This is a genomic window from Streptomyces sp. NPDC091387 (genome assembly GCF_044756945.1).
In the GTDB taxonomy this organism is placed as follows: Bacteria; Actinomycetota; Actinomycetes; order Streptomycetales; family Streptomycetaceae; genus Streptomyces.
This window is the reverse complement of sequence record NZ_JBIVTZ010000016.1, coordinates 133,938-158,282: the sequence shown is the minus strand read 5'-3', so window position 1 is coordinate 158,282 and position 24,345 is coordinate 133,938. Positions and strand designations below refer to the sequence as shown.

The window sequence follows — 24,345 nt, the reverse complement described above, 5'->3', positions numbered from 1 at the left end:
CGGTACGGGACCAGACTAAAGGGCCGGGGCAGGGCCGTGGGTCAGCTGTGGAAAGCCGCCGGTCTTCCGTCGGTCACGGGCTGGGTCGCGTCCAGGTGCGCCCAGGCGATCAGCCGGTGGCTGCTGCCCCACTCGGGCTCGCAGGTGGTCAACGTCAGATAGCGGCCGGGCCCGTCGAAACCGGACTTGCGCGGGACGGGGTCGATGACACCGACATCGCTCGGCACGGTGCGGTAGGGCTTCTTGTCGATGCGGTACGTGAACCACGTCGTCCCGTCCGTCACCAGCACCGGGTCCCCGGGGCGCAGCTTCGGGAAGTCCTTGAAGGGATCGCCGTACGTGCGGCGGTGGCCGGCCACCGCGAAGTTGCCGGTGGCTCCCGGGCGGGCGGTGCCGCGGTAGTGCCCGAGGCCCTTCTGCAAGGTCTTGACATCGGTGTTCTCCAGGACCGGCCACTCCCAGCCCTTGCCGAAGCGGGGTATGTAGAGCATCGCGAACGGCTTCCCGTCGCGGTACGCCTTGGGGGCCGGGGACTTCGGAGCCGGCGACGACGGTGAACCCGGTGATGCCGTTGACGACCCGGATGACGGTGATGCCTGTGATGCCGACGGGGCGGGTGTGGACACCGTCCCCTGCGCCCACTGACGCTGCAGGTCGTCGATCTGTCCCTCGGTCGCACCGGCGGCCTTCACTCCGGTCCAGAACAGTATGTACACCACAAAAAGGACGATCAGGGCACCGATCGTGATGCACAGTTCACTGAACGTCCTGACGATCAGTCGCACCGACACCGGTCGGCCTCCCCGCAGCTGCTCGCTACTTCACCGGCTCCGCATAGTGGAGATCCACTGTGCCCGAGTAACCGGGAAGAGTCATCGCCTGGCGCTCGTCGACTTTCCAGCCGAGCCCGTACGCCTTCACGTACAGCAGGTAGTTCTGGATCGCCGGGGAGGCGTCGAGCGCCTGCTTGAGCTTGCCGGGGTCACCGACAGCGGTGATCTTGTACGGCGGGGAGTAGACCCGGCCCTGGAGGATCAGGGTGTTGCCGACGCAGCGCACCGCGCTGGTGGAGATCAGCCGCTGGTCCATGACCTCGATGCCACCGGCTCCGCCCTGCCACAGGGCGTTGACGACCGCTTGCAGGTCCTGCTGGTGAATGACCAGGTCATTGGGTTGCGGATCGGGATAGCCGGGGTTCGCGGTGGCGTTCGGCGGGGCGTCGTCGAGGGTGACGGACACGGCTCGGCCGGAGAGCTTCGCGGTGCCGGCCGCCCGCTCCAGCGCCTTGAGCCGGGCGTCCTCCGCGCGGGTGCTGCCGTCGTCGCGCTGGGCCAGGGCGTCGATGTCCCCGCGCACGGACGCGGCGGATTCCTCCAGGCCCGCGTTCTTCTCGCTGCGCTGCTGGATGAGGTCGGAGAGCTTCAGCAGTGAGGAGTCGGTGCGGATGTTGGTGCCCTTGGCCGTGTTCGCACTGGTGACGAAGATGAGGCCGGCGAGGGCGAAAACGGCAGCGGTGAGCACTCTGACCGGGTACCGGAGGCTGCGCCGGACCGGCCCTGGGGGAGAGTCGGCAGAATTGCTCAACGTACCCTTATCTCCTTCGGCGCCACGGAAGCACTACGCTAACGGACGCCCGGGGGAGGCAGCATTTCCCCCTCGCGCCACGTCCGGCGTCAGCCAACAGTTCCCTGCGCGGTAACGCAGCGCATCGACAGGAGAGTTCCTCGTGCCGAAGTCACGTATCCGCAAGAAGGCCGACTTCACGCCCCCTCCGGCGAAGCAGGCAACCACCATAAAGCTGACCAACCGCAGTTGGGTGGCGCCGGTCATGCTGGCGCTGTTCCTGATCGGTCTGGCCTGGATCGTCGTTTTCTATGTGACCGACGGCGATCTGCCGATCAAGGCACTGGGGAACTGGAACATCGTCGTCGGCTTCGGCTTCATCGCCGGCGGCTTCGGCGTCTCCACCCAGTGGAAGTAGCCCTGCGGAGCGCCTAGGGCCGGTATGGGGTTGTCCCGCGTACCGCAACCCTTGCCCTGAGTTACCCACAGCGTTATCCACAGGCGGGGGAAAAGGTCAGACGATCTGTGGATAACTCCTTGGCCGTTGACACCGATGTGACTGCAGCCGCCCCCGAGCGGGGCGGCACGCCCCTTGTCCCTGCTGGAAAAACCCAGCTCAGCGACAAGGGGCACAGTTGTACCCACTGAATGCACAAGATCAGGTGCACGCTGTGGACAACTTCGGTCACAAACGGTCCGTATCGAGCTGACGGGGTGCTTTCTACGTCAGCGAGGCTGTTCTGAGCACCACGATCAGGACCACCACGACCAGGGCCACGGCGCAGGTGCCGTACTGCACCAGATTCCGCCGCTCGCGCGGGGCGTGCACCATGCCGATCGCGATCAGCGTGCCCGCGACCAGCCCGCCGACATGTGCCTGCCAGGCGATTCCGCCCCAGGGGTTGAAGGTGATGATCAGGTTGAGCGCGAGGAGCGCGAAGACCGGGCGCATGTCGTAGTTCAGCCGGCGCATGAGCACCGCGGTGGCGCCCAGCAGCCCGAAGATGGCGCCCGAGGCACCCAGCGAGGGCTGGTTCGGCTCCGCGAGCCAGTAGGTCAGGGCGCTGCCCGCCAGCCCCGAGAGCATGTAGAGCGCGATGTAGCGGGCCCGGCCGAGCGCCGCCTCCAGCGGACCCCCGAGCCACCACAGCCCCAGCATGTTGAAGGCGATGTGCCACACCTCCTGGTGCAGGAACATCGACGTCACCAGCCGGTACCACTGGCCTTCCGCAATGCCCTCGGGCGGACCGCCGTAGTAGAAATTGGCCCGGCCGAGCAACACCAGGTCGTGGACCAGCGCACTGTTGGCCAGCACCGCGACGAACACCGCGACGTTGATCCCGAGCAGGATCTTGGTGATCAGCCTCGGGTCAGCCGCGACCGAGCCGCCGGCGAGCGTGCGCGGCCGGCTGGCGGCCGGGCTGTGTCCCGTACCGGATCCCTGACGGACGCAGTCCGGGCACTGGAAGCCGACCGAGGCGTTGACCATGCAGTCCGGGCAGATCGGGCGGTCGCAGCGGGTGCAGCGGATCGACGTCTCACGGCCCGGGTGGCGGTAACAGACGACCGGACCGTCCACGGGGGCGGACGCGTTCTGCTCGCCCGGCGGCTGCTGGTCCATCGGTCCCATCGCTTCCCGGTCCCCTCGGTCCTCGTCATCACGGCAGGGCACACCGAGCCACCCTGCACGTCCGTTCTTTCATGAAGTACGGACGGGCGGGGCAGTTGGTTCCCGGGCGGATCAGAGAGTGAGCGGCCGGCGACGTTCGGCGATCAGCGGGTCTCGACGACGACCGACTCGATGACCACGTCCTGCAGCGGGCGGTCGGTGCGCGCGTTGGTCTGCGCGGCCGCGATGGTGTCGATGACCTTCTGGCTCGCCGGGTCCACCACCTCGCCGAAGATGGTGTGCTTGCCGGTCAGCCAGGCGGTCGGGGACACCGTCAGGAAGAACTGCGAGCCGTTGGTCCCCGGGCCGGCGTTGGCCATGGCCAGCAGGTACGGCTTGGTGAAGGCGAGGTCGGGGTGGAACTCGTCACCGAACTCGTATCCCGGGCCGCCCGTGCCGTTGCCCAGCGGGTCGCCGCCCTGGATCATGAAGCCGCTGATGACGCGGTGGAAGACGGTGCCGTCGTACAGCCGGTCCTTGGACTTCTTCCCGGTCGCGGGGTGGGTCCACTCGCGCTCACCGGAGGCGAGCTCGACGAAGTTCTTGACCGTCTTGGGCGCGTGGTTCGGCAGAAGCCGGACCTCGATGTCACCCTGATTGGTCTTCAAGGTGGCGTAAAGCTGCTCGGCCACGATCTGCCTTCCGTAAGTCTGCTCTGACGTCCACCGATCCTCGCACGGACCACGCCCCGCGCCGCCCGGCCCGCCCACGCCGCACGGGCCTCTCACCCCTCACCACCCGCCTCGCCCGCCACCTCCCCGGGGCCCGTGCCGGGCGGGCGCTGCCGCTTCCGGCGGAAAGGAATGCGGCCAAGTGCGTGACGAACCGGCGCGTGCCGGGCCGAACCGTGGCATTGTCGTCGACAGGCTCCCCTTGCACCTCATTGCCCGAGGGTGTCCCTCATGACCTGAATGACCCGGATGCCCGCCCCAGATGCCGCACGAGCCCCGTGTAGGCATGATCTCGAACTGGGTGGATAGGCGGAGTACCAACCCGCCACCAAGGAGGAGGATCCCGTGACCCGCATCGACAGCGTGCGTGCCGCCACCGACTCGGCGAGGGACAGCGTGCAGCACGCCGCGGAAGTGGTGGCCCCCTACGCCGACACGGCCAGGGAACAGGCCGCTCACTATGCGCAGGAAGCCCGTACGCTGCTCGCGCCGAAGGTTTCGAAGGCAGCTCAGCAGGCCCGCGTCCAGTACGGCGCGCACCTCGCACCACGTATTGAACTGGCCCTTACGCATGTGCCCCCCAAGGTCGACGAGGCCGCGCAGCGCGCCGCGCTCCGCACCCGTCAGGCCGCCCGGAGCGCCGCGGACTACACCGTCCCCCGCGTCGAGCACGCGATGGCCGCCGCCCAGCCGGTCGCTGAGCAGGCCACCGCGCGCAGCACCGCCGCACTGGCCGCTCTGCGCGGGCAGGTCACGGCGAAGGAGATCAGGAAACTGACCCGGAAGCACGAGCGGCGGGCCAAGGCCGGCCGGGCGTTCAAGGGGCTGGCCGTGGCCGGCCTCGTGGCGGGCGGCGCCTATGCCGTCTGGCGCTGGTGGGACAGGCAGGCCAACCCCGACTGGCTGGTCGAGCCGCCCGCCCCCACCGAGGTGGACGACCGTGCCCCGCTGACCTCGGTCGACGGGAGCGGCTCGACGGTCCTCGACCCCGACGTCCAGGCCAAGCAGGCCGACGCGGAGGCGGACGGACCGGACGGCACGGACCTGGACGACCGCCCCTGACCGGCGGCTGAGCAGCGGCACGACAGACGGGCGCCGGAAGACCTCGGGTCTTCCGGCGCCCGTCGACGTGTGACGCCGTCGTGCTACATATCGGCTCAGAGCGGCTTCGCCGGTACGACGCCCCGTGGGAAACCCCTCCCGCACGGGGCGACTTCCTTGCCATAGAGCCCACTCCAGCTCCTAGAGTGCGCCGCGCCACGGTCCACCCCGTGGCGCCACGCACAGCCTGACCAGCGAGGGGGCACCACCATGCGATACCGCACGCTCGGCCGCACCGGCATCGACGTGAGCACGTACTGCCTGGGCACGATGATGTTCGGCGCGGTCGGCAACCCCGACCACGAGCAGAGCGCGCAGATCATCCACGCCGCCATGGACGCGGGCGTCAACTTCATCGACACGGCGGACATGTACTCGGCCGGTGAGTCCGAGGTGATCGTCGGAAAGGCGCTGCGTGCGTCGGGCCGACGGGACGAGGCCGTACTCGCGACGAAGGTCCACTTCCAGATGGGCGAGGGCCGAAACCGGAGCGGCAACTCACGCCGCTGGATCACCCAGGCCGTGGAGGCGAGCCTGCGGCGGCTCGACACCGACTGGATCGACCTCTACCAGGTGCACCGGCCGGATCACACCACGGATATCGAGGAGACGCTCGGAGTCCTCGGCGACCTCGTGCGGGCGGGCAAGATCAGGGCGTTCGGCTCGTCGACCTTCCCCGCGGAGGAGATCGCCGACGCCCAGCACGTGGCGGAGCGGCGCGGCCTCCAGCGCTTCCGCACCGAGCAGCCCCCGTACTCGCTCCTCGCACGCGGTGTGGAGACCTCCGTGCTGCCGACGGCCCTGCGCCACGGCATGGGGGTGCTGACATGGAGTCCGCTGGCCTCCGGCTTCCTGAGCGGCCGGTACCGGGCAGGGCGAGCCGTCGATCTCACCTCGGGGCGGGCGCGGTTGAACCCCGCCCGCTTCGATCCGTCGATCCCCGAGAACGTCACCAAGCTGGAGGTCGCCGACAGGCTCGCCGAACTGGCCGCGGACATCGGCTGCACCCTGCCGGAGCTTGCGGTGGCCTTCCCGCTCGCCCATCCGGCCGTCACCTCGGTCATCGTCGGCCCCCGCACGGCGGAACAGTGGGAGGCCCTGCAGAAGGGCGCCTCGGTCGTCCTCGACGACTCGGCCCTCGACCGCATCGACGAGATCGTCCCGCCCGGCACGAACCTGTACCAGCCGGACGGCGCCTGGAAGTCCCCCGCGCTGACCGACACCCGCCTGCGCCGCCGGCCGAGGGAGGAGCGCCCGGCAGCGTGACGCGCGGAAACCCTCCGGACGTCCTCCGGGCGCCGTCGCCCTCAGTGGTGCTCCTGGACGCAGGCCTCGGCCTCGATGAGGTAGCGCCTCACGGGACCGAGGGTGAGCATGCCGCTGGCGGCGCCCGCGTGTTCGTCCCGCGCGTCACGCAGCACCGTTGCCGCGCGTGCGGCGATCCCGGGTTCGTCCAGGCCGGCCGCGGCGTGGGCGGTGAGGCACCAGAGGGCTTCCTGCATATGGTCGCCGGGCGGTTCGCGCACCGCGGTGAGGGCGGTACGGGCTTCCTCGACCCGGTCCTGTGCCAGCAGGACCAATGGCGTCACCCAGGGCAGGTACGGTCCCCAGTCGAGGTGGGGGCCGGTGGGTGCGGGGCGGTCGTGGAGCAGACGCAGGCCGAGCAGGGCGAGCGGGAGCAGACCGCGGTGCAGGCCCGGCATTCCGGCTGCGGCGAGGTCGTTGTCGGCGGCGCGGTAGGCCGCGGCGGCCGTTGCGGCGGTGGGACCGCCGGGTTCGGCGCTGCGGGCCGCGACGGCCCGAGCCCTGAACCATGCGGTGAGGACGGGGACGAGCGGGGATTCGTGTGCGGTGGCGAGCAGTTCCGCGGCCTCGGCGTGCTCGGCCGCCGTCCTGAGATCGCCGAGCGCCGATGCGGACTGCAGGCGTACGAGATGGCCCAGGATCTCGAAGGCCGGCAGCGCATGCCGGCTGGAAAGGGTGACGAGTTCAGCGCCGATGCCGTCGCGCTGTGCGGCAAGCCCCGGGCGCGTGAAGGACTGCATGAACACGCCGTTGAGGGCGAAGGCCAGCAGAGCGGGATCCGCCAGGTCTCGTGCCAGGGCTTCGGCGGCGGATGCGGCGGTGTGCGCGGTTTCGACGGCGGTGCCGGTGATGTCGGCGCCGCGGCTCTCGTTGGCGACGGTGGCCAGGAGGCGGGCGCGCAGGTCGGCGGGGCCGTTGGGGCCGAGCCGGCGGAGTGTGCGCTCGGCCGCCGCGACGACGGCACGTGACTGGGCGGAGTCGTCGGCGCGGCTCCAGATGGAGGGGACGTCGTAGGTGCCGATGACGCGCGCGGTCAGCGTGACGTCTCCCGTGCGTTCGGCGGCTGCGATGGCGGCCAGCCGGTCGCGGCGCGAGCCGACGAGCGCGTCGCCTCCGGCCAGGGCGAGGGTGCGGGCCAGCTCCACGGTCGTGCGCGGTCCGAGCCGGGGCCGCGCGACGGGTGAGTGATCCGGGTCCGGCCGGCCGGGCGGTTCGAGGCCGGAGGACCTGTTGAGGATGTCGGTCTCCAGGCGCTGCATCCGCGGGCTGGGATCCAGCCCGAGCTGTTCCACGAGCATGCCGCGGGCACGGCGGAGGGTGTCCAGCGCCTCGGCCTGCCGTCCGTCGCGGTAGAGCGCGCGGGCCAGCAGTCCCCAGGCCGGCTCGCGCCACGGATGTTCGGCGACATGTCCGCCCAGTTCGGCAACCAGGTCGGCGCCTCCCCCGGACGTGAGAACAGCGTCCGCCCTGAGTTCCACGCCCTGCAGCCGCAGTTCATCGAGCCGGGTGCGTTCCTGCTGGACCCAGGCGGAATCGGGCAGGTCGGCGTAGGCCGGCCCTCGCCACAGGGCGAGCGCCTCGCCCAGTTCCGCCGCCTTCCCGGGAGAACGGCGGGCTGCGGCCAGGGCGTCCTGGAAGCGGTGGACATCCACCGCCGTGTGCGGCAGCCGCAGCAGGTACCCGGTCCCCTGCGTGACCAGCACCCGCGGCGGTGTGCGCGGCGGCCGGTCCGGTTCGACGGCCCGGCGCAGTGCGGCGACAAAGGTGCGCAGGGCACCCACGGCGCCGGCCGGAGGATCGGTCCACAGGTCGTCGATCATGCTCTCGGTGGTGACCATGCGCCCCTGGGCCGCGACGAGGCGGCCCAGAACCTCACGGTGGCGTGGTCCGCCCAGGTTGATCGGCCGACCGTCGTCGTGCCACGCCTGTACCGCGCCGAGCACATCGATCCGCATGCCGCTGCTCTTCCCTTCCGGGGCACGAAACGTCGGTCGCCCGGTGCTCAGTGGCGAAGCCGAGCGCGGACTGCCTCCGCCCAGGTCAACGTAGCCGAGCCGCCGCTCGCTCAGGCTCCCCGCCGGACCGGCGGATGCCCAGGACATCACCGCGTTCGTCCCGATGCCGCCGCGGGCCCGTCGTCCAGGCCGCAGCGGTGCGGGACGGCTCCACCGACGGTCCCGTACGTCGGCCGCGTCAGCGGGCCAGCAGGTCCCGGATCGCTGCCGCGATCTCGCCCGGGGTCTCCTCGGCCATGAAGTGCCCCGCCTGCGTCAGGCGGTGGTCGAGGTCGGGTGCCCACGCCCGCCACACCTCTGCGGCGTCGTAGCCGAGCTGCGAGCCCCAGTCCTGCTGGATCACGGTGACAGGCATCGCGAACTGCGAGCCGGCGTCGAAGTCGGCCTGGTCCTGGGCCACATCGATGCCTGCCGAGGCGCGGTAGTCGGCGACGATCGAGTCCACCGCCCCCGCACTCGCCCGCAGGTACTCGGCGCGCACAGCGCCCGGAATCGCCGCCGGGTCCTTGGCCCAGGCGTCGAGGAACGAGCCGAAGAACGCGTCCGCGCTGTTGGCGATCATCGTCTCCGGCAGGCCCGCGGGCTGCGCCATCAGGAACAGGTGGTAGCCCACCGCCGCGGAGACGCCTCGCAGCACGTTCCACATGTCCAGCGTCGGCACGACGTCGAGGATGCCCAGGTGCGTGATGGTCTCCGGGTGGTCCAGGCCCGCCCGGAAAGCGACCAGGGCACCGCGGTCGTGGCCGACCAGAGCGAACTGCTCGTGGCCCAGCCGGGAAGCGACCGAGACGATGTCGGCGGCCATGGTGCGCTTGGAATAGACGTCTTCGCCAGTGGCCTGCGGCTTGTCGCTCGCCCCGTATCCACGCAGGTCAGGAACGATCACCAGGTGCTCGGTGGCCAGCTCCTGGGCGACGTGCCGCCACATCAGATGGGTCTCGGGAAAGCCGTGCAGCAGGACGACCGGGCTGCCGCTGCCGCCTACCGCGACGTTCAGCTCGACATCGTCCGCGCCCGGCAGCCGGCTGTACTCGAAGCCAGGAATCTCAAGTGCCATGACAGGTCCTTCTCGTTCTTGGTTCGTCGCCGATCCGGTGACCGGCAAGAACCAAGGTGCACGCCATGGATCAGCAGCGAATCAGCACCGCTGAACGGGCTGACAGCGCTGCGTCGGGGGCGAGGACCAGCCGCCCAGCGGCGGACAGGCAACCGGGGCACGAAAAATGCCCCCTGAACCTGCGTTTCCGCAGGTCAGAGGGCATTTAAGGTGTGGAGCCTAGGAGATTCGAACCCGAAACGATCAGGCACCTGACCTGCAATTTTACCTGAGCGTTAACATGGAAACGGACTTTCTCACCCGTTTCCACCCCGCTGCATCCTGCTCGGTCCTGCTGCGCAGAGGCCGATGTGCCCGCTAGTGGGCACACTCCACAGGAGGATTGCAGACGCAACCCTGCATGCAGATCTACCACGAATCCAGGCCACCGCATGACTGCCGGGCGGGTTAGCGAGAAGACGCCCGAGCGATGGCGGGAAAGCCGCGTCCCACCCTCCGGGACTGCTCCGAAGCGCAACACTTGGAGCAGCAACGGAGCGTCGGCTCCTCGGCCGTCGCGAAAAGCCGTGCCGGGTGCACCTCGTGCCCCGATCTGCCGCCGCGCTGGCAAGGGCGGGCAGCTCATCGTCGGCGCCGAGCACTACACCCCCGACATCGCCAAGGTCACCATCAGCTACGGCGACGGCTCGAAGCAGTGCCCGACGCTCACGGGAGGCGGCGCGTTCGTCTGCGCGGCGGAGCTCTCCTCCGACAACCCCGCCCAGGAAGATCCGGGCCTCGCCCCTCCACGTCTCTGCCTTCAACGCATCCGGCGAGGAGATCTACAACCAGCAGAAGGACCCGCAGTTCTCCGACCAGCCGTAGGCGGGTCCTTCAACCGCCTCGGTACTGCCCCAGCGATGTGTCGGGGCAGTACCGACGGCTCGGCGACCGACCGCAGTGTCAGCTGCCCCGCATCTGACGGCGCAGCTGATTCAGTGCCGCGCGTACGCGATCCGTCTCCGGAGATTCCGTCCCCAGATTGCGGAGCAGGTCGTGGTAGAGGGCAACCAGTACGTTGAACGCCTCCGACAGTCGGCCGGCAGAGTGCAGCAGCAGACCGTGCCGACGACGGGTGGTCAGGACGAACGTGTCAGTGGGCGAGAAGGCCTCATCCACCGCCTTCAGTACGGCTTCGAATACTTCCAACGCTTGCGCCATCTCGCCCAACTTCATCAGACAATAGGCGATCTGACCACGGGCCTTCAGCCCCTCCGTGCCGTTCTCCGCTCCTCGGGCGGCGAGCGGGGCCACACACTTGCGGTACAGCAGCAGCGCACGCCCATATTCCTCCTCCCCGAACAGAGCGTCCGCCTTCCGGACACTGTCCGCGTCCACAGCCGGTGCCTCCTTGCCGGCCGACGGCACGGCGAACCACGCGGGCTCCGGATGTACGAGAGGGCTGAGCCCGGACTGCTCCCCTCCTGCCACCCCTATGCCAACCGACCGGTGCCCCCTCGGGAAGAACGGGAGGAGACGCGCGAAGACCTCCTGAGCAGTCGCAGGCCGGTCCTCCGGTCGCTTGGCGAGCAGGTCCAGCACCAGAAGGTCCAGCTCAGGACCGGCCTCCGGACGCAGCTCCCGCAGGGGAACGGGAGGCTCGTGCACATGGTGGTAGAGGAGACTGGCCGCATTGTCCTGCGTGAACGGCGGTCGCCCGGTGAGGAGTTCGTAGAGGATGCAGCCCAGTGCGTAGAGATCGCTCCGTGGGGTGACCTCGACCGCCCGCGCCTGCTCGGGGGACATGTACCGAGGCGTGCCTACGGGATAGCCCTCCGGAGTCAAGGGGGTGTGGTCGCCTTCGAGCAGCGCGGAGACACCGAAATCCAGCACCATCGCGAGACCGCTGTCCGCAACCATGATGTTGGCGGGCTTCAGGTCGCGGTGGACGAGCGGCACACTCCCGGTGTAGGTCAGCACCGAGCACAGATGGGCACCCAGGCAGGCCGCCCACGGGATGGGCAGTCGGCCGAAGTCCCGGCAGATGTCGTTGAGCGGGGATCCGAACAGCCGCTGCATGACGATGTAGAGGCGCCCACCGCCCGTAGGATCGGTGACGATGTCGTAGATCTGCGGGATACCCGGGTGGGCGAGCCGCGCCATGGTCTGGGCCTCGCGGCGGAAACGGGCGACTCCGGCATCGGAGCGGGTGGAGCCCTCGCGGGGGTGAATGAGCTTGATGGCGACGTGCCGGCCCAGTTCAGGGTCGCGTCCCGCCCAGACCTGCCCCATCCCTCCCCTGCCGATGAGTTCTCCGAGTTCGTAGCGACCCACGCGACGGTGTATCCCCGGCGCGCTCATTCGCCCGTGTCCCGGGGAACCTCGGCATCCTGAAGGGCTTCGGACTCCCAGAGCGCTTCGGCGAGGTCGGAAAGGCTGCCTTCGCCGGGGACCACCCAGTAGCGAGGCCCCTGGACAGCACTCCATGCCTCGCGCCAGTCGGCACGCTGCCAGATGTGGCGGATCAGTCCGTTGATCGAGTACAGACTCCCGTCCGCTGCCCAACGCAGCGGCTGACGGGCATCATTGTTCCAGGTCGCGAGGTAGCGAAGAGGGTCCTCGTCGAGCCAGCGGCCGATGGCCGCTTCTTCCACTGCCCCCGGCTGGTACAACACCTGCGTCCCGTCAAGAATCCGCCGGTGGGCGACGAGAAGCCGGGCGGATCCCGGCCTCCTCCGCGGTTTCGGCGGGGACGCGACTACAAGCTGTGGGGTCCGCTCCACGTCAGCGAGGGTGTGCAGGGCCGCCTCTGCGAGTTGGCGGCACCGCCCGGTCTCCCGGAAGGTCGTCGCCACGAAGGAGTTGCGGCCGAAGAGGTCGTCCACCAGCGGGATCAGAGCTGCCAGCACCGAGCGTACGAGCCCGGGCACCTCCTCTAGAAGCTGTTCCCACTCGGCGTCGGGATCGTCGATCCCCTCGGCTCCGCGGAGCCGGAAGACGAGATGGGTGACGAGCAGGGTTCCGCGCTCCGCGATGGCAGCCGAGCGCCCGTTCAGACGGGGTCTCAGTTCGTGGAGGACTTCACGGACGGCGCGGAGCAGGAGTACGGAGCGCCAGATCTGAAGTGCGCTCGGCTGTCGTCCGAACAGGCGGGTGTAGGCCCCCTCCGATGTCGCTTCCCACAGGCGCTCCGTCGACGCATTGCCCAAGGCGCTGAGGGAAGCGTCGGGGTGGCCGCATGCGAGCGCCACGGCTGCCTCCTCCACCGAGCAGCCCGCAGCAGGAGTGGGGACCAACTCGCCCCGCCTGAAGACGTACTCCTTGTCGAGGCTGGTCCGAAAGTCGTCCCGGATATGTCCCTGCACCTCGTCGAGGGCAACGAAGTCCCGCGATCCGGTGTGGTGTTGCGTATTTGTTGCGGCGCCGACGGAGCGGGCGAAGCCCTCGGGCGCGTTCGCCAGGGAGATGAACCGCACCTGGACACTGGCTCGCACGACGTTCTCGGGATGCATATCGTGCGCGTAGTAGATGGAGGCGACTGTCTGGGCGCCGTTGACGACCGTGGCACCTGTGAGCCGCAGTCGTACGGGAGCGCCTTCGACGGGACGGGAGAAGAATTCGGTCTCGATGGAGTCGCACAGCACTGTGATGCCGTTGTTGAAGCACCAGAAGTTCTCGGGGGCGGCCCGCAGCGTCTCCATGATCCCGAGGTTGGGCGGAGTCATGCCGAGGGGGTTCCGGATGTTCCGGTCGAACAGGCGGGCACCGTGTTCCTCGTACCAGAGCGCGACCTCGCCGGCGTCGACCAGCCCGACGACCGCCCGATGGGGGAAGTCCCGCGCGAGCCAGCTGCCGGGCAGGGTGGCGACGAGTTCGACGCTCCGGGGCAGGGAACTTTGGTGAGCGGCGGAGTGGAAGTCAGGGAGCGCCAAGACGTGACACTCGACCTCGGAGCCGAAGTCCGCGGCGGCCTGCTCGATCAGTCGGCGGGCCTGTTCCTTCGTCGCCTGTTCGCCCATGACGGCCACGACCAGGTGCACACGGCACTCCGGTGATTCGAGGATGTCCCGGACACGGGCGGCGTGCCGCTGCACCCGGTTGTTGAATCGGTCGAAGTCGCGGTTGTCCAGCTGCCGAAGACCGTGCAACAGTTTCAAGGCACCGTCCACCCCGAAGCCCGCGGTGCCCTTGTCACTCCACTTGGCCTGGACGAGCCACAGGTCGGGTGCCGACGAGGAGTACCCAATGGCATCGATCCCCTGGTCGTCCCGGCCGTCGGTAATAGACGCCGCAGCCTCGTCCGGCGAGCAACCGGTGAGCAGTTGGAGCGACACGGCAGCCAACGCACGCGAGGCGAAGACCCGTTCGGATTCGAACGTCGACCGCTGGTGCATGTCCCCGAGGTCGATGAGCCCGGCGTACTCGCGGGTGAGGAAGTCCCGGATAACCTCGGCGGCTTGACCGCGTGCCGTCCCCGCGTTTTCGCCCGCACCCATAATTTCCCCCCGGTATGGTCCGACGGCCGCAACCCTACCCGCGCGGGGACGGCCTGGCATGTACATAGTCGACACACAGTGGATGCGACCGCGCCGGGCCTTGTCGACGATGTTCTCTATCTGTGGTGTGCCCACCGGTGAGCACACGCTCAACACCCATCCCCAAAGACAGGGCTGTCTACCTCTACACCCACCCCAATGAAAGCATCTCAACCCGACTGCGCACGGCTGCTCTCCACCGCGCTTTTAACACCCGGCAACACCTATTCAGTGCATCCGGCACAACCCTAGACATAATCTGGCCCGCAGCGCTCATAAACTGCCGCACCCTTAACATCTACCTGAACATTAATGGCGCCCAATCCACCGAGTCACTATGGGTAGAATCTCAGCAGCCGCGAGAAGGGACGCTAACAGATGACTCTCTTCCTAGAATTTCAGCAGCGATCAATCCTAGACCTTTGGCCATACGTACGGGAACAGCATTACCGATCTGCCGTTCAATCGACCCATAAGTTCCGCAGAATTTATAATTCACCGGGAAGGTCTGAAATATGGCCGCCTCCCGCAAAGTCAAACCCCGATTTTCGGTAGGGTGGATAAAAGCCCCGCAAGCTGGTGTCGTACATCTGGTAGTCATGGTGGGAGCAGGCTCGTTCAACTTCACCCGACCATAGGATGATCCAGCATTTCGCGTGGTCAACCGCTTATGACAATCGAGCTGATACTCAATTGGAAGGTCGAAACGGTTGCCACCAACAGGAATAGCGGCGATTCGAGCCTGGACGGTCGGACTCATACTCCGAGGCACATTCAGGGGGTCATCCGGGCGCACATGACGAGCCAGGCGCTTTAGCGCCTGACCTGCGGTCTGAGGAACAACCCGGAACCCAGGCGGCAGCATGTCCGTCAGCATCCCATCATTACCAAACGGCATGTCTTCTCTCACTGCGAAGCAGATGAATCGCTTTCGCCTCTGCGGCACCCCGAAGACACCTGCGTCAAGCGTAGTCATCTGTAGCCGATAGCCAGCCTCTGCCAGAAGGCCCTGAAGCTCCGGCCACCGGCGGTCGCGAGCCAGACCAGGTACGTTCTCCAGCAGCACCACCCGCGGCCGCAAGACGTCAACGAAACGGAAGGTATCAAGCACGAGATCGTTCCGCTGCTCATCGACCATCCCTTTAGCAAGGGTGGAAAAACCCTGGCATGGCGGACATGCCTTGAGTAGATCTAGGTGGCCAGGCAGGATCCCCGATCCAGCCAAGAGTTCCTGCGGCTCCACAGCGCGAATATCCCTGACAAAAAGGGACACTCTGGGGTGATTCCGACTGTAGGTCTCAGCCGCCTCCTCGTCGTTCTCCACAGCAGCGAGCATCGCGAAGCCGGCATCTCTCAGGCCTCGGGTGGCACCCCCCGCCCCAGCGAACAGGTCCACCGCCGTATACGTGGGCATGGCGAGATCTTAGTGGGCAGAGTGACACCGCGACAGATTCGCCCCGGAAGACTGCCTGTCTGGATATGGTCATCTGTGGTTCAACGTCGAAGGGACTTGACCGCTATGGGGGTGGGATCGTGACGCACACAGGAGCAGACAACCACGAGGCCGACGGGCTGTTCGCGGCTCTACCGAAGCAGAAGGGGGTCGACCCCGACACCCAGAGGCACCCCGCGGCCGCATCAGACTCCACCGCCCCTTACCGGATGCGCATCAGCAGGCTCACGGTCGACAAGCTCGGTATCAAGCTGTACGACCGCGTATCCGCCGTTCTCGCCGAGGTCATCGCCAACGCGTATGACGCGGACGCCACGGATGTGCAGGTGCGGCTGCCCTTCAACACTTGGTTGACCCCGCGACACGGCAAGTTGGCTACCGAAAGCTACGAGATTGTCATTTCGGACGATGGCCATGGCATGACGCGAGAGGAGGTCAACGACCACTACCTCCTCGTGGGCTCCGATCGACGTGGACGCTTCGGGCGAGACACCTCATCCACCAGAGGGCGCCGTGTTATGGGTCGTAAGGGTATCGGGAAGCTCGCCCCCTTCGGAATCTGCCGAACCGTTGAAGTGATCACGGCAGGCGGGGTGCCCAATGAGCACGGCTATCGCGTGTCCCATATCAAGATGAACTTGAATGACATGCTATTCGACACCGAAAAGAACTACTTCCCGGAAGTCGGCGAGATGGATGGGACATTCACCCATCAACACGGCACCGAAATCCGGTTGCGGGACTTCAATCGCAAATTGGTACCGAAAGGTGAGGACCTGCATCGCCAATTGTGCGCACGTTTCGGTATCAGGCGAGACGACTGGGATGTCCAGGTAACCAACACACGCGCAGGCGAGGCGTTGCCAGGATTCCCACAGGACACCTTTCGCCTTGGGGAATTGAAGATCGATCTCTTGGAGGACACCAAGGTCGTTTTTGATCGAACACCAATCCTCCCGCATGAATCACCCTCGCTTCCAGTGTCAGGGTGGATGGCTTTCGCGAAAGATCCGTATAAAGACGATGTGATGGCTGGCGTCCGCATCTATACACGCGGAAAAATTGCGGCTCTAACAAGGGACTTCGGGGCCTCCGCCGGCTTCACCGGAGAATGGAGCGTCCGTTCCTACCTGACGGGAGAACTGCACGTTGAATGGCTGGATGAGGAAGAAGATCTAATCCGCTCGGACCGTCAAGACATCATCTGGACGACAGAGCTTGGCCAATCGTTGCAAAGTTGGGGAGTTGCTCAGGTCAAAGCGCTTGCGAAGCGGGGAAGGTCAGCGACCCGGAAGCGCACCCAAGAGGTCTTCGAGAAGGCTGCGGACATCGACACCCGACTCCAGCGAGAGGCGCCTAATGATCCTCAGTACCGGCACACGGTGAAAGAGGCATTTCGGGTACTCGTCGCCGACAGCGATCGCGAATCTGCTTCCGATGCACAGAGGGTAGAAAATAAATTTCAACTCGCAAAAGACATTGCGCCACACAAGGAACTATTGGAAACCCTTCATCAAGTTTCGAAGGAAACAGAATCTCCTCTTGATCTTGTGCTCACGCTATTCCAAAAGGCGAGGGTGGCCGAGTTCTACGCTCTTGGCCAGGTAGCTCAGGAACGCGTCGCCGTAGTGAGTCGACTTCGCCAGCTGGTCAAGGATGGCACCACATTGGAGCGTCCACTCCAGGAGCTCATCGAGAAGGCCCCCTGGCTTTTGGCTCCTGAATGGACGCCGCTCGGAATGGACGCGCAGCTAGACCGAGTCCGCGACGCCTTCGAGTCCTGGTATTTCAGGCGCACGAACCAGATGATCACAACCAGTACCATCCGGAATCCAAGCCGTAGGCCCGACTTCGTCTTCTTGAACGGCCCACGCGAGAGTATCTGGGTAGTCGAAATTAAGCGAATCGGCCACCATCTACTCGACGAGGAGTTCACGAGAGCCCACGAATATCTGGGATGCCTTGAGGACTTTTTGGACGAGACTCCAGAGTTCGGTCGGCTTTTCCCTCTACGGAAGCTCACATTCGTTGTCGACCACACCGATAGACTTAGCCGCACCAACCGAGAACTACTCAAAGTTAGTCCACAGATCGAACAGCGCAACTGGTTTGATCTGCTGGAACAGACCGACAAGGCACATCAGGACTTCCTTAAAAAGGTCGAATCTATGCGACATGAACCCGAATCGCACTGATAATTGAGCCCACTCAGAAATGGGCCGCTGCCCAGGGATCGGCGGATTCAGTAGACCGCCCCCTGGGCCGCCAAGATTTGGCACCAGCTGACAGCCTGCAACTCCGTCCCCTCTACCCAGGGCACGCGGAAGACGCGCTGGCCAGAACCTCGGAGGTGCTAGAAGGCCAGGAGTCGTGAACCGACTGCGTCCGCAGAGAGCGCGCTTCCGGGCTCACGGTCACTGAGTCCGGATCAGTACCCGGAAGCTGATTTCGTGTGCGTTGAGATGGCCTGCAGATGGCGTGGCTGCGCTGCCAAGCGTCCCCATCCACGCCATCGGTGACCCGACGGTTTATAAGCCGCTCCTTGGCGGCCACGCTGAGCGGCATGAGAGTCCGCATGCCCCGCGATCGCTGAGTGCGTCTAAGGGCTGCTCAGGCGCTATAGCGCGGAGCACCACCCGTGTTGGTGGAGGACAACAGCGGATGCAACCGGCTGATCGTCTCCTCGTACGCCCCGTCAGCCCGACGGTGATACTCGCCATCCCTGGGCCGGGGTGTGCAAGGACCAGCAGCCGGTGCGGGATCGAGGATCGATAGGGCAGCAATGCCGGCGCGGACGTGCCAGCCGTTCTTGTCGGTGACGTTCTTCGCCTTCTCCGACTGCGAGATCGCCTCGCCACCCAGAACGTCATCACGTGCATCAGCGAGCCAGGAGTTGTCCTCGTCGCACTTCACCGGCAGCACGGTCAGATGAGGTGGGACGTAGTCGTCCACATTCCTCCGACATCGCCACAGACGACATCTCGTACGGAGTCAGCCCCTCAGGCAGTCCGGGCTCGATCTGCACCCGGCAGGCGGCGAATGGCGCCCTCATGCTTGCCACGCGGGGCGCTGGACACCACGAGACTGCCTCTCCGATGATCTCGACTCACAGAACAGGGAACGCCTCAGGCTGCTCGGCAACCTCGCGCAGATTTCAGGCGCGGGCGCATCACGAGCAGGATCCTCGCTGCCCGTCTCCTCGACGGCGGCCTGTCGGTCACCACTGTACGGCGACGTGCGACTACGGGGGAGGTTAGGGCTGTACTCCCTGCAGAAGCCAAGTCCTAGGAGATCCACCAGGGGATCGCGCGGGCTGGCGAACCGCAGAAATTGCCGGGGCCTCGCATCCCGACGGGCACTGATGGGCACAGGAAAATGGGACAAAAAAAGACCCCTTGCCTGCGTTGTCGCAGGTCAAAGGGGTCTTCTTCGCTGTGGAGCCTAGGAGATTCGAACTCCTGACATCTGCCTTGCAAAGGCAGCGCTCTACCAACTGAGCTAAGGCCCCGTAAAGCGGGCAGCGCCGGACGCACCGGCATCGTGGTCACCGCCGCAGACCAGAGTACCCGGTGATCCCCTCAATCCTCCAAAAGACAGGGGCTCCCGGTCGACGACCACGCTCCGTAAGATGCTCGTCGGGGTTCGCAGCAGCGAAGCCTCGGCGAAGGGGAGACGCTATGGATGCGGCACAGCAAGAGGCAACGGCCAGAGCCAGGGAACTTCAGCGCAGTTGGTACGGAGAACCGCTGGGGGCGCTCTTCCGTCGGCTGATCGATGATCTGGGGCTGAACCAGGCCCGGCTGGCGGCAGCACTCGGGCTGTCCGCTCCCATGCTCTCCCAGCTCATGAGCGGTCAGCGGGCGAAGATCGGCAATCCGGCAGTGGTCCAGCGAGTCCAGGCGCTCCAGGAACTGGCCAGTCAGGTCGCGGACGGCAGTGTCAGCGCGGGAGAGGCCACCGACCGGATGGAAGAGATCAAGAAGTCCCAGGGCGGCTCCGTGCTCACCGGCACCAGCCAGACGTCGTCGACCAGCGGCGCTCCCACCGTGCGCCGCGTGGTCCGCGAGATCCAGTCGCTGCTGCGGTCCGTCGCGGCCGCCGGTGACATCATCGATGCCGCGGACTCCCTCGCCCCGACCCACCCTGAACTGGCAGAGTTCCTCAAGGTGTACGGGGCAGGACGCACCGCGGACGCGGTGGCGCACTACGAGGGACACCAGAGCTGACCGGGCCGGGGGCACGGACCCCGGCCATCGCAGTATCCGGGCACGGGCACACGCACCGGCCGAGGCAGGAACGGGGAGCGAGCGCAGCGCAATGGGTGAGGTCTTCGCTGGTCGGTACGAACTGATCGATCCGATCGGACGTGGTGGGGTCGGAGCTGTCTGGCGTGCCTGGGACCACCGGCGCCGCCGCTATGTGGCGGCCAAGGTCCTCCAGCAGAGCGACGCACACACGCTGCTGCGCTTCGTCCGCGAACAGGCACTGCGGATCGAGCATCCGCATGTGCTCGCTCCGGCCAGTTGGGCCGCGGACGACGACAAGGTCCTGTTCACCATGGACCTCGTCAGCGGCGGTTCACTGGCCCATGTCATCGGTGACTACGGGCCGCTGCCCCCTCGGTTCGTCTGCACGCTGCTCGACCAGTTGCTGTCCGGCCTGTCGACGGTGCATGCCGAGGGGGTCGTGCACCGGGACATCAAACCCGCCAACATCCTTATGGAGGCCACCGGAACCGGCCGGCCGCATCTGCGGCTGTCCGACTTCGGCATCTCCATGCGCAAGGGTGAGCCGCGCCTCACCGAGACGAACTACGTGGTGGGAACGCCGGGTTACTTCGCGCCCGAGCAGATGATGGGTGCGGAGCCGGACTTCCCCGCGGACCTCTTCGCGGTCGGCCTCGTCGCCCTGTACCTGCTCCAGGGGCAGAAGCCCGACTCACAGGCGCTCGTCGAGCACTTCGCCACGCACGGCACGCCCAGCGCTCCGCAGGGCATCCCCGAGCCTCTCTGGCAGGTGCTCGCGGGGCTGCTGCAACCGGACCCGCAGGCCCGCTTCCGTACGGCCACGGGCGCGCGCAAGGCGCTGACGGCCGCGGTCGAGATGCTGCCCGAACCCGGGGCAGAGGACGAGCCGGTGGAGGTCTTCGACCAGATCGGTCCGCTGCCCGCCGGCTTCGGCGCCGAAGGGCCGGTACCCGCCCCGCAGCCCGGCGGCCCGGTCGCCCCGCACGGTCAGGCGCAGGCCGCGCGGGAACCCGGGCAGCAGGCGGGCCGGCACGCCGCACCGCAGCCGTCCGGACAGCCCCCGGCCTCCATGTCGGAGACGGGCAGCTTCCACCTCCAGCCGCCCCCGCGGCAGAACGGCTCCACGCCCCGGGCGGCGCAGCCCGGCGCCCCCGCCACTCACCATCCGGCGCATACGGCGTCCCCCCTCCCCGCCGCCGCGCCGGACCTGTCGCAGGCCCCCACGGCCGCGGTGCAGCACGACCAAGCGCTCACTCGTCCTTACACCGCTCAGCGGGCGCAGGTTCCCGCTCCCGGACCGGCGTATTCCGGGGCCGGTGCTCCGCAGCCCTTCGCCGCGGCACCGCCGTCCCAGGTCATGCCGCCTTCGCCCACCCCGGCACACGCTCCGCGGAAGCGACCGGGACCGTCCACGAAGGTGGCGGTCCCGGTGCTGCTGGTGGCGCTGGTCTGCTTCGCCGTGGGCATCTGGGCCCTGACTCAGGCCTGAGCGACGGCTCCGGGCGGACGCGGTCTCTGTCGGGCTCCCTGTCCGGCTACCAGGCCTGCGGCGGCCCTCCGTACGGATGCTGCTGCCCACCGTCGGCCGTGCCGGCCGGTGCCGCGGACTGCCCGCGCCGTGCGAGCAGCGTCCACCCGCCCAGTCCAAGCACCAGGACGGCGCCCGCGCCGATGCCGGCCGCCCCGAGCAGCTTCATGTTGCTGCTCTTGCTCTCGGCGGCCTGCGCGACGCTCTGGCCGTTCCTCGCCATGTCCTTGTCGCCCTGGGTGACGCCGAAGATCCCGGCGTCGCCCGCGTACGGCTTCTCCCGGGCCGTCCCCTCGACCTTGACCGAGAGGGTCAGCGGGAACGGCTCGGAACCGTAGGGCTTGGCGACCTCCGGGCTCAGCGTCACGGACAGGTAGTACCAGCCGGCGAACCGCATCGCGTTGACGCTGCTGCGGGAGGCGAACCTGTTCTGGTACGCCACCGGAGGCACCGGGTCCAGGGACATGGAGGCCGGCCTGCCCGAGTAGGACATGGGGGACGCGTTGTCGACGCGGCCGTGCGCCGGGTTGTCCAGAGCCATCGCGAGCGCGCCGCTGATGTAGTCGTTCTCGTTCGGAACGGTGCTGTTGCCGAGGACGGCGGTGGCGAAGATCTGCTGACCCCAGTCCACCGGGACCCGGTAGAAGAGGGTCTGTCCGGGCACGACCTCGTCCCTCCACTCACCGGTTTCCAGGCTCGTCGCGTCGTAGTAACCGCTGCCGCCGTGCCTGCGGTTGTCCTTGACCGGGGTGGGCGGCTCCGGCGAAGCGGACGGCCAGTTCTCCGGCGCCTTGCTCGGCGTCGACCCGCCCTTCGCGAGCTGCGGCTCCGACGCGTACCGGATTTCCAGCTCCCAGTCCCCGCGCCCCGAGGTGTCCTCGTTCTCCCGCTCGATCAGGACGTTGTACCTACCGGCGCCCTGGCAGCTGCTGCTGCCCTTGTTCACGTTGCGATAGGCGTACGCGGCGATGGGGCGCGGGTACTCCGCGGACTCGAAGTGGGCGTTCTCCGAGCTGCACTGAAGGTCGGAGTTGTCCCTGATGCTGATCGCGATGCCGTCCCCGTAGGCGACCTTGCCGCCGTCCTTGGGCACGACGACGGCCGAGACGTACGCGTTCGTCGTCGCCTCCAGGTTCAGCCGGTAGTAGAGCTTCTGGCCGAACCTGATCGAACTCCGGTAGACCGAACCGGCCGTGAGCTCCGTCGCGTCGTTGCTGACCACGGCGCCGCTGACCGCCTTCGCCTCCGGATCGAACGCGTACGCGGCGGGCCCACCGGCCCCGTATGCCTGCCCCGGCAGCGCCGCCACCGCGCACATCGCCGCGACCGCGGCCAGCGTCGCCCGGCCTCTGCTGCGCTGCCTCATCACGCGCTTCCCCTCGTCATCCGTGCGGCTGCCCCGCGGCGGCTGCGTACACATACGAACACGGCGACCAGCACAGCCATGACGGCCGCCCCGGCGGCAGCCGTGATGCCGGTCCATCCTGCCCCTCCGGCACCATCGCTGTCTGCGGACGCGATCGAATAGCCCTTCTTGTCGGCGTCCTCGGGCCGGCGCTTCCGCCGGATCCGGTCGCGCCCGACACGGCGGGGGCCTCCCCGGGCGCCGCCACAGCCGGCAGCGCGCCCGCCACCAGGGCGAACAGCGCACCGCCGATCCATCTCCCCACCCGCGCCGTACGGCGGTGGTCGCGTGCCCTCATCCGTGCACCCCGACCGAAATCCCCGATCTTTTGCTCAAGCAACCTATTGATTTGCGTAGGTGAACTCAAGAGCACAGGCGTCACGGTCCCGCAACAGCACGAAGCCCCGGCCGCTCAGGCGACCGGGGCTCGCAAACAGGCTGTTCTGTCTCACACACCCGAACCTGCGGGCACGGAGTCAGTCGCCTCCGTCCACAGATCCTGCTCGGCGCGATCCGCCTGGATCTGGCGGTACACGAGGAGCCCGCCGATGGCGGCCAGTGCGACCAGGAGAAGCTTCTTCACCGCGCGACCTCGTCTTTCCTTGGCGTAGGGGACTTCTGCCGCCCGACTATACACACCGGCCGATATCGACCGGTGACCTCCCCGCAACCCAACTGGGGCCTACGGAAAAGCGATCGTCGGAGGAACGGGCCGCCCCCGTCACCGGCCCGGCACGACCCGCGCCATCAACCCGTCACCGTCCCGGAGAGGGCCCGGAGCCGACCGATCGGGGCCGGTTGCACCACACGAGTGGTGTTCATCTGAACATCGGCACATCGGCGGCGTCGGTCCGTGAAATCGCGGGCCGAATCCACATCATCAGGAAGGTAAGCAAAACGGACCACCCGAAAGTGAGTGAGGGGCCATGAGCACCTACAGGGCCAAGAACATCTGGACCGCCTTCATCACCGCGTTCTTCGCACTTCTCGCCGCACTGGGCCTCGCAGGCTCCACCGCGTCGGCCACGGAAGCCACGGTCACGGAGCCGGCGGCCACGACCCACGAGCACACGGGTGCGACCGCGGCAACCGCGACCACCCCGTCGGTGCGATGGACCCTTCCGCGTGACCGGGCCCTGCCGCCCACGATGAAGCAGCGCATCCACGCCGAGGCGCACGGCTCCTCACCCTCCACCCGCCATCTGTCCGCTGACACGGCGGACACCACGAGCACCACAAGCACCGCCCGCGCCTCGCACGGCGCCCCGGCGGGCGACGCCTCCCTGCTGCCGCCCTGAGAGCGGCGCACCTGACGCCCAGAGCCCCCGGGCCGGTTCACACCGGACGGGGGCTTTCCCGTGCGCCCGCCACGCCCGCTCCCCTGCGCCGCTCCGGGCCGCTCCACATGCCCGTACCTGTGCGCAGTGCCCTCTGCACCGCAACGTGCCGCCGCAACGCGCGTACGGCGGCGCTCCGGTACGCGCAGCCCCTGCACAGGAGTTCCGGAAGCGGAGAGAGCCGGAAGCGAGTCCTGGAAGCGGGTGGGCTCCGGCGCCGGCTCAAGGAAAGAGAAGAAGAGACGGGAGTTCACGGAACTCCCGTCCAGCAGCACACCCGTCCAACACCGCACCCGCACACGCAGAAGGCCCGGTCTCTCCGAAGAGAGACCGGGCCTTCTGTTGTCACTGTGGGGCTAACAGGATTTGAACCTGTGGCCTCATCCTTATCAGGGATGCGCTCTAACCAACTGAGCTATAGCCCCGCCGCGCTGTGCGCTGACTTCTGAAGATTAGCGCACGTCGTGGCCAGTCCCAAAA

General features: G+C 67.4%; 19 protein-coding genes and 2 tRNA genes. 7 read left to right on the top strand and 14 right to left on the bottom strand.

Annotated features, from left to right (window positions below; genetic code table 11):
• Positions 1–41: 41 nt before the first annotated feature.
• Together ACIQM0_RS30145 and ACIQM0_RS30140 are read right to left on the bottom strand one after the other, a co-directional pair.
• Entirely contained in the window at positions 42–791 is a 750-nt protein-coding gene (locus ACIQM0_RS30145) for a class E sortase (protein ID WP_401292576.1), read from the bottom strand.
• 25 nt (positions 792–816) lie between these two features.
• Positions 817–1,584 carry a DUF881 domain-containing protein gene (locus tag ACIQM0_RS30140; RefSeq protein WP_401292574.1) on the bottom strand — a complete coding sequence of 256 codons (768 nt, stop codon included), beginning with the start codon at positions 1,582–1,584 and terminating at the stop codon, positions 817–819.
• Between the two features lie 142 nt (positions 1,585–1,726).
• Here ACIQM0_RS30140 and crgA point away from each other — a divergent pair, with 142 nt between their 5' ends.
• A complete protein-coding gene (gene crgA, locus ACIQM0_RS30135; RefSeq protein ID WP_363021021.1) occupies positions 1,727–1,981 on the top strand; it encodes a cell division protein CrgA in 255 nt (84 codons plus the stop codon).
• A gap of 303 nt (positions 1,982–2,284) precedes the next feature.
• Here crgA and ACIQM0_RS30130 read toward each other — a convergent pair whose 3' ends face one another.
• Entirely contained in the window at positions 2,285–3,184 is a 900-nt protein-coding gene (locus tag ACIQM0_RS30130; RefSeq protein WP_401292703.1) for a rhomboid family intramembrane serine protease, read from the bottom strand.
• A 152-nt stretch (positions 3,185–3,336) separates the two neighbouring features.
• Complete coding sequence (locus ACIQM0_RS30125) at positions 3,337–3,864, bottom strand: peptidylprolyl isomerase (RefSeq protein WP_401292571.1); 528 nt, start codon at positions 3,862–3,864, stop codon at positions 3,337–3,339.
• Between the two features lie 384 nt (positions 3,865–4,248).
• On the opposite strand from ACIQM0_RS30125, the gene ACIQM0_RS30120 reads away from it, so the two are divergent.
• Both ACIQM0_RS30120 and ACIQM0_RS30115 read left to right on the top strand, forming a co-directional pair.
• Complete coding sequence (locus ACIQM0_RS30120; protein WP_401292568.1) at positions 4,249–4,965, top strand: DUF5324 family protein; 717 nt, start codon at positions 4,249–4,251, stop codon at positions 4,963–4,965.
• 249 nt (positions 4,966–5,214) lie between these two features.
• Positions 5,215–6,270, top strand: a complete 1,056-nt coding sequence (locus tag ACIQM0_RS30115; RefSeq protein WP_401292565.1) for an aldo/keto reductase — start codon at positions 5,215–5,217, stop codon at positions 6,268–6,270.
• Positions 6,271–6,311: 41 nt separating this feature from the next.
• Here ACIQM0_RS30115 and ACIQM0_RS30110 read toward each other — a convergent pair whose 3' ends face one another.
• From ACIQM0_RS30110 to ACIQM0_RS30090, 5 genes are all read right to left on the bottom strand, one after another.
• A complete protein-coding gene (locus ACIQM0_RS30110; RefSeq protein WP_401292562.1) occupies positions 6,312–8,264 on the bottom strand; it encodes a BTAD domain-containing putative transcriptional regulator in 1,953 nt (650 codons plus the stop codon).
• Positions 8,265–8,502: 238 nt separating this feature from the next.
• Positions 8,503–9,381: an alpha/beta fold hydrolase gene (locus ACIQM0_RS30105; RefSeq protein WP_401292559.1), complete on the bottom strand. Its 879-nt coding sequence runs from the start codon at positions 9,379–9,381 to the stop codon at positions 8,503–8,505.
• A gap of 942 nt (positions 9,382–10,323) precedes the next feature.
• Positions 10,324–11,694, bottom strand: coding sequence for a protein kinase (locus ACIQM0_RS30100; RefSeq protein ID WP_401292558.1), 1,371 nt, complete (start codon positions 11,692–11,694; stop codon positions 10,324–10,326).
• 23 nt (positions 11,695–11,717) lie between these two features.
• A complete protein-coding gene (locus ACIQM0_RS30095) occupies positions 11,718–13,856 on the bottom strand; it encodes an AIPR family protein (RefSeq protein ID WP_401292556.1) in 2,139 nt (712 codons plus the stop codon).
• Between the two features lie 388 nt (positions 13,857–14,244).
• The gene (locus ACIQM0_RS30090; RefSeq protein WP_401292553.1) at positions 14,245–15,309 is read right to left on the bottom strand and encodes a DNA cytosine methyltransferase; all 1,065 of its coding nucleotides are present in this window, start codon (positions 15,307–15,309) and stop codon (positions 14,245–14,247) included.
• Between the two features lie 119 nt (positions 15,310–15,428).
• On the opposite strand from ACIQM0_RS30090, the gene ACIQM0_RS30085 reads away from it, so the two are divergent.
• Entirely contained in the window at positions 15,429–17,543 is a 2,115-nt protein-coding gene (locus ACIQM0_RS30085) for an ATP-binding protein (RefSeq protein ID WP_401292550.1), read from the top strand.
• Positions 17,544–17,958: 415 nt separating this feature from the next.
• Here the strand turns inward: ACIQM0_RS30085 and ACIQM0_RS30080 are convergent, their stop codons facing one another.
• On the bottom strand, positions 17,959–18,300 hold the full coding sequence (locus tag ACIQM0_RS30080; protein ID WP_362150744.1) for a hypothetical protein: 342 nt from the start codon (positions 18,298–18,300) through the stop codon (positions 17,959–17,961).
• 483 nt (positions 18,301–18,783) lie between these two features.
• Positions 18,784–18,856: transfer RNA gene (locus tag ACIQM0_RS30075), tRNA-Ala, on the bottom strand.
• A gap of 169 nt (positions 18,857–19,025) precedes the next feature.
• Between ACIQM0_RS30075 and ACIQM0_RS30070 the strand changes: the two genes are divergently transcribed.
• Both ACIQM0_RS30070 and ACIQM0_RS30065 read left to right on the top strand, forming a co-directional pair.
• Positions 19,026–19,574: a helix-turn-helix transcriptional regulator gene (locus ACIQM0_RS30070; RefSeq protein ID WP_363022810.1), complete on the top strand. Its 549-nt coding sequence runs from the start codon at positions 19,026–19,028 to the stop codon at positions 19,572–19,574.
• 91 nt (positions 19,575–19,665) lie between these two features.
• Positions 19,666–21,084 carry a serine/threonine protein kinase gene (locus ACIQM0_RS30065; RefSeq protein ID WP_401292546.1) on the top strand — a complete coding sequence of 473 codons (1,419 nt, stop codon included), beginning with the start codon at positions 19,666–19,668 and terminating at the stop codon, positions 21,082–21,084.
• Between the two features lie 46 nt (positions 21,085–21,130).
• Here the strand turns inward: ACIQM0_RS30065 and ACIQM0_RS30060 are convergent, their stop codons facing one another.
• Together ACIQM0_RS30060 and ACIQM0_RS30055 are read right to left on the bottom strand one after the other, a co-directional pair.
• Complete coding sequence (locus ACIQM0_RS30060; protein ID WP_401292544.1) at positions 21,131–22,489, bottom strand: hypothetical protein; 1,359 nt, start codon at positions 22,487–22,489, stop codon at positions 21,131–21,133.
• A 487-nt stretch (positions 22,490–22,976) separates the two neighbouring features.
• The gene (locus tag ACIQM0_RS30055; RefSeq protein ID WP_003958712.1) at positions 22,977–23,111 is read right to left on the bottom strand and encodes a DLW-39 family protein; all 135 of its coding nucleotides are present in this window, start codon (positions 23,109–23,111) and stop codon (positions 22,977–22,979) included.
• A gap of 343 nt (positions 23,112–23,454) precedes the next feature.
• Here ACIQM0_RS30055 and ACIQM0_RS30050 point away from each other — a divergent pair, with 343 nt between their 5' ends.
• On the top strand, positions 23,455–23,826 hold the full coding sequence (locus ACIQM0_RS30050; protein WP_401292541.1) for a DUF6344 domain-containing protein: 372 nt from the start codon (positions 23,455–23,457) through the stop codon (positions 23,824–23,826).
• A 390-nt stretch (positions 23,827–24,216) separates the two neighbouring features.
• Here ACIQM0_RS30050 and ACIQM0_RS30045 read toward each other — a convergent pair.
• Positions 24,217–24,290 (bottom strand) — tRNA-Ile (locus ACIQM0_RS30045).
• Positions 24,291–24,345 lie beyond the last annotated feature (55 nt).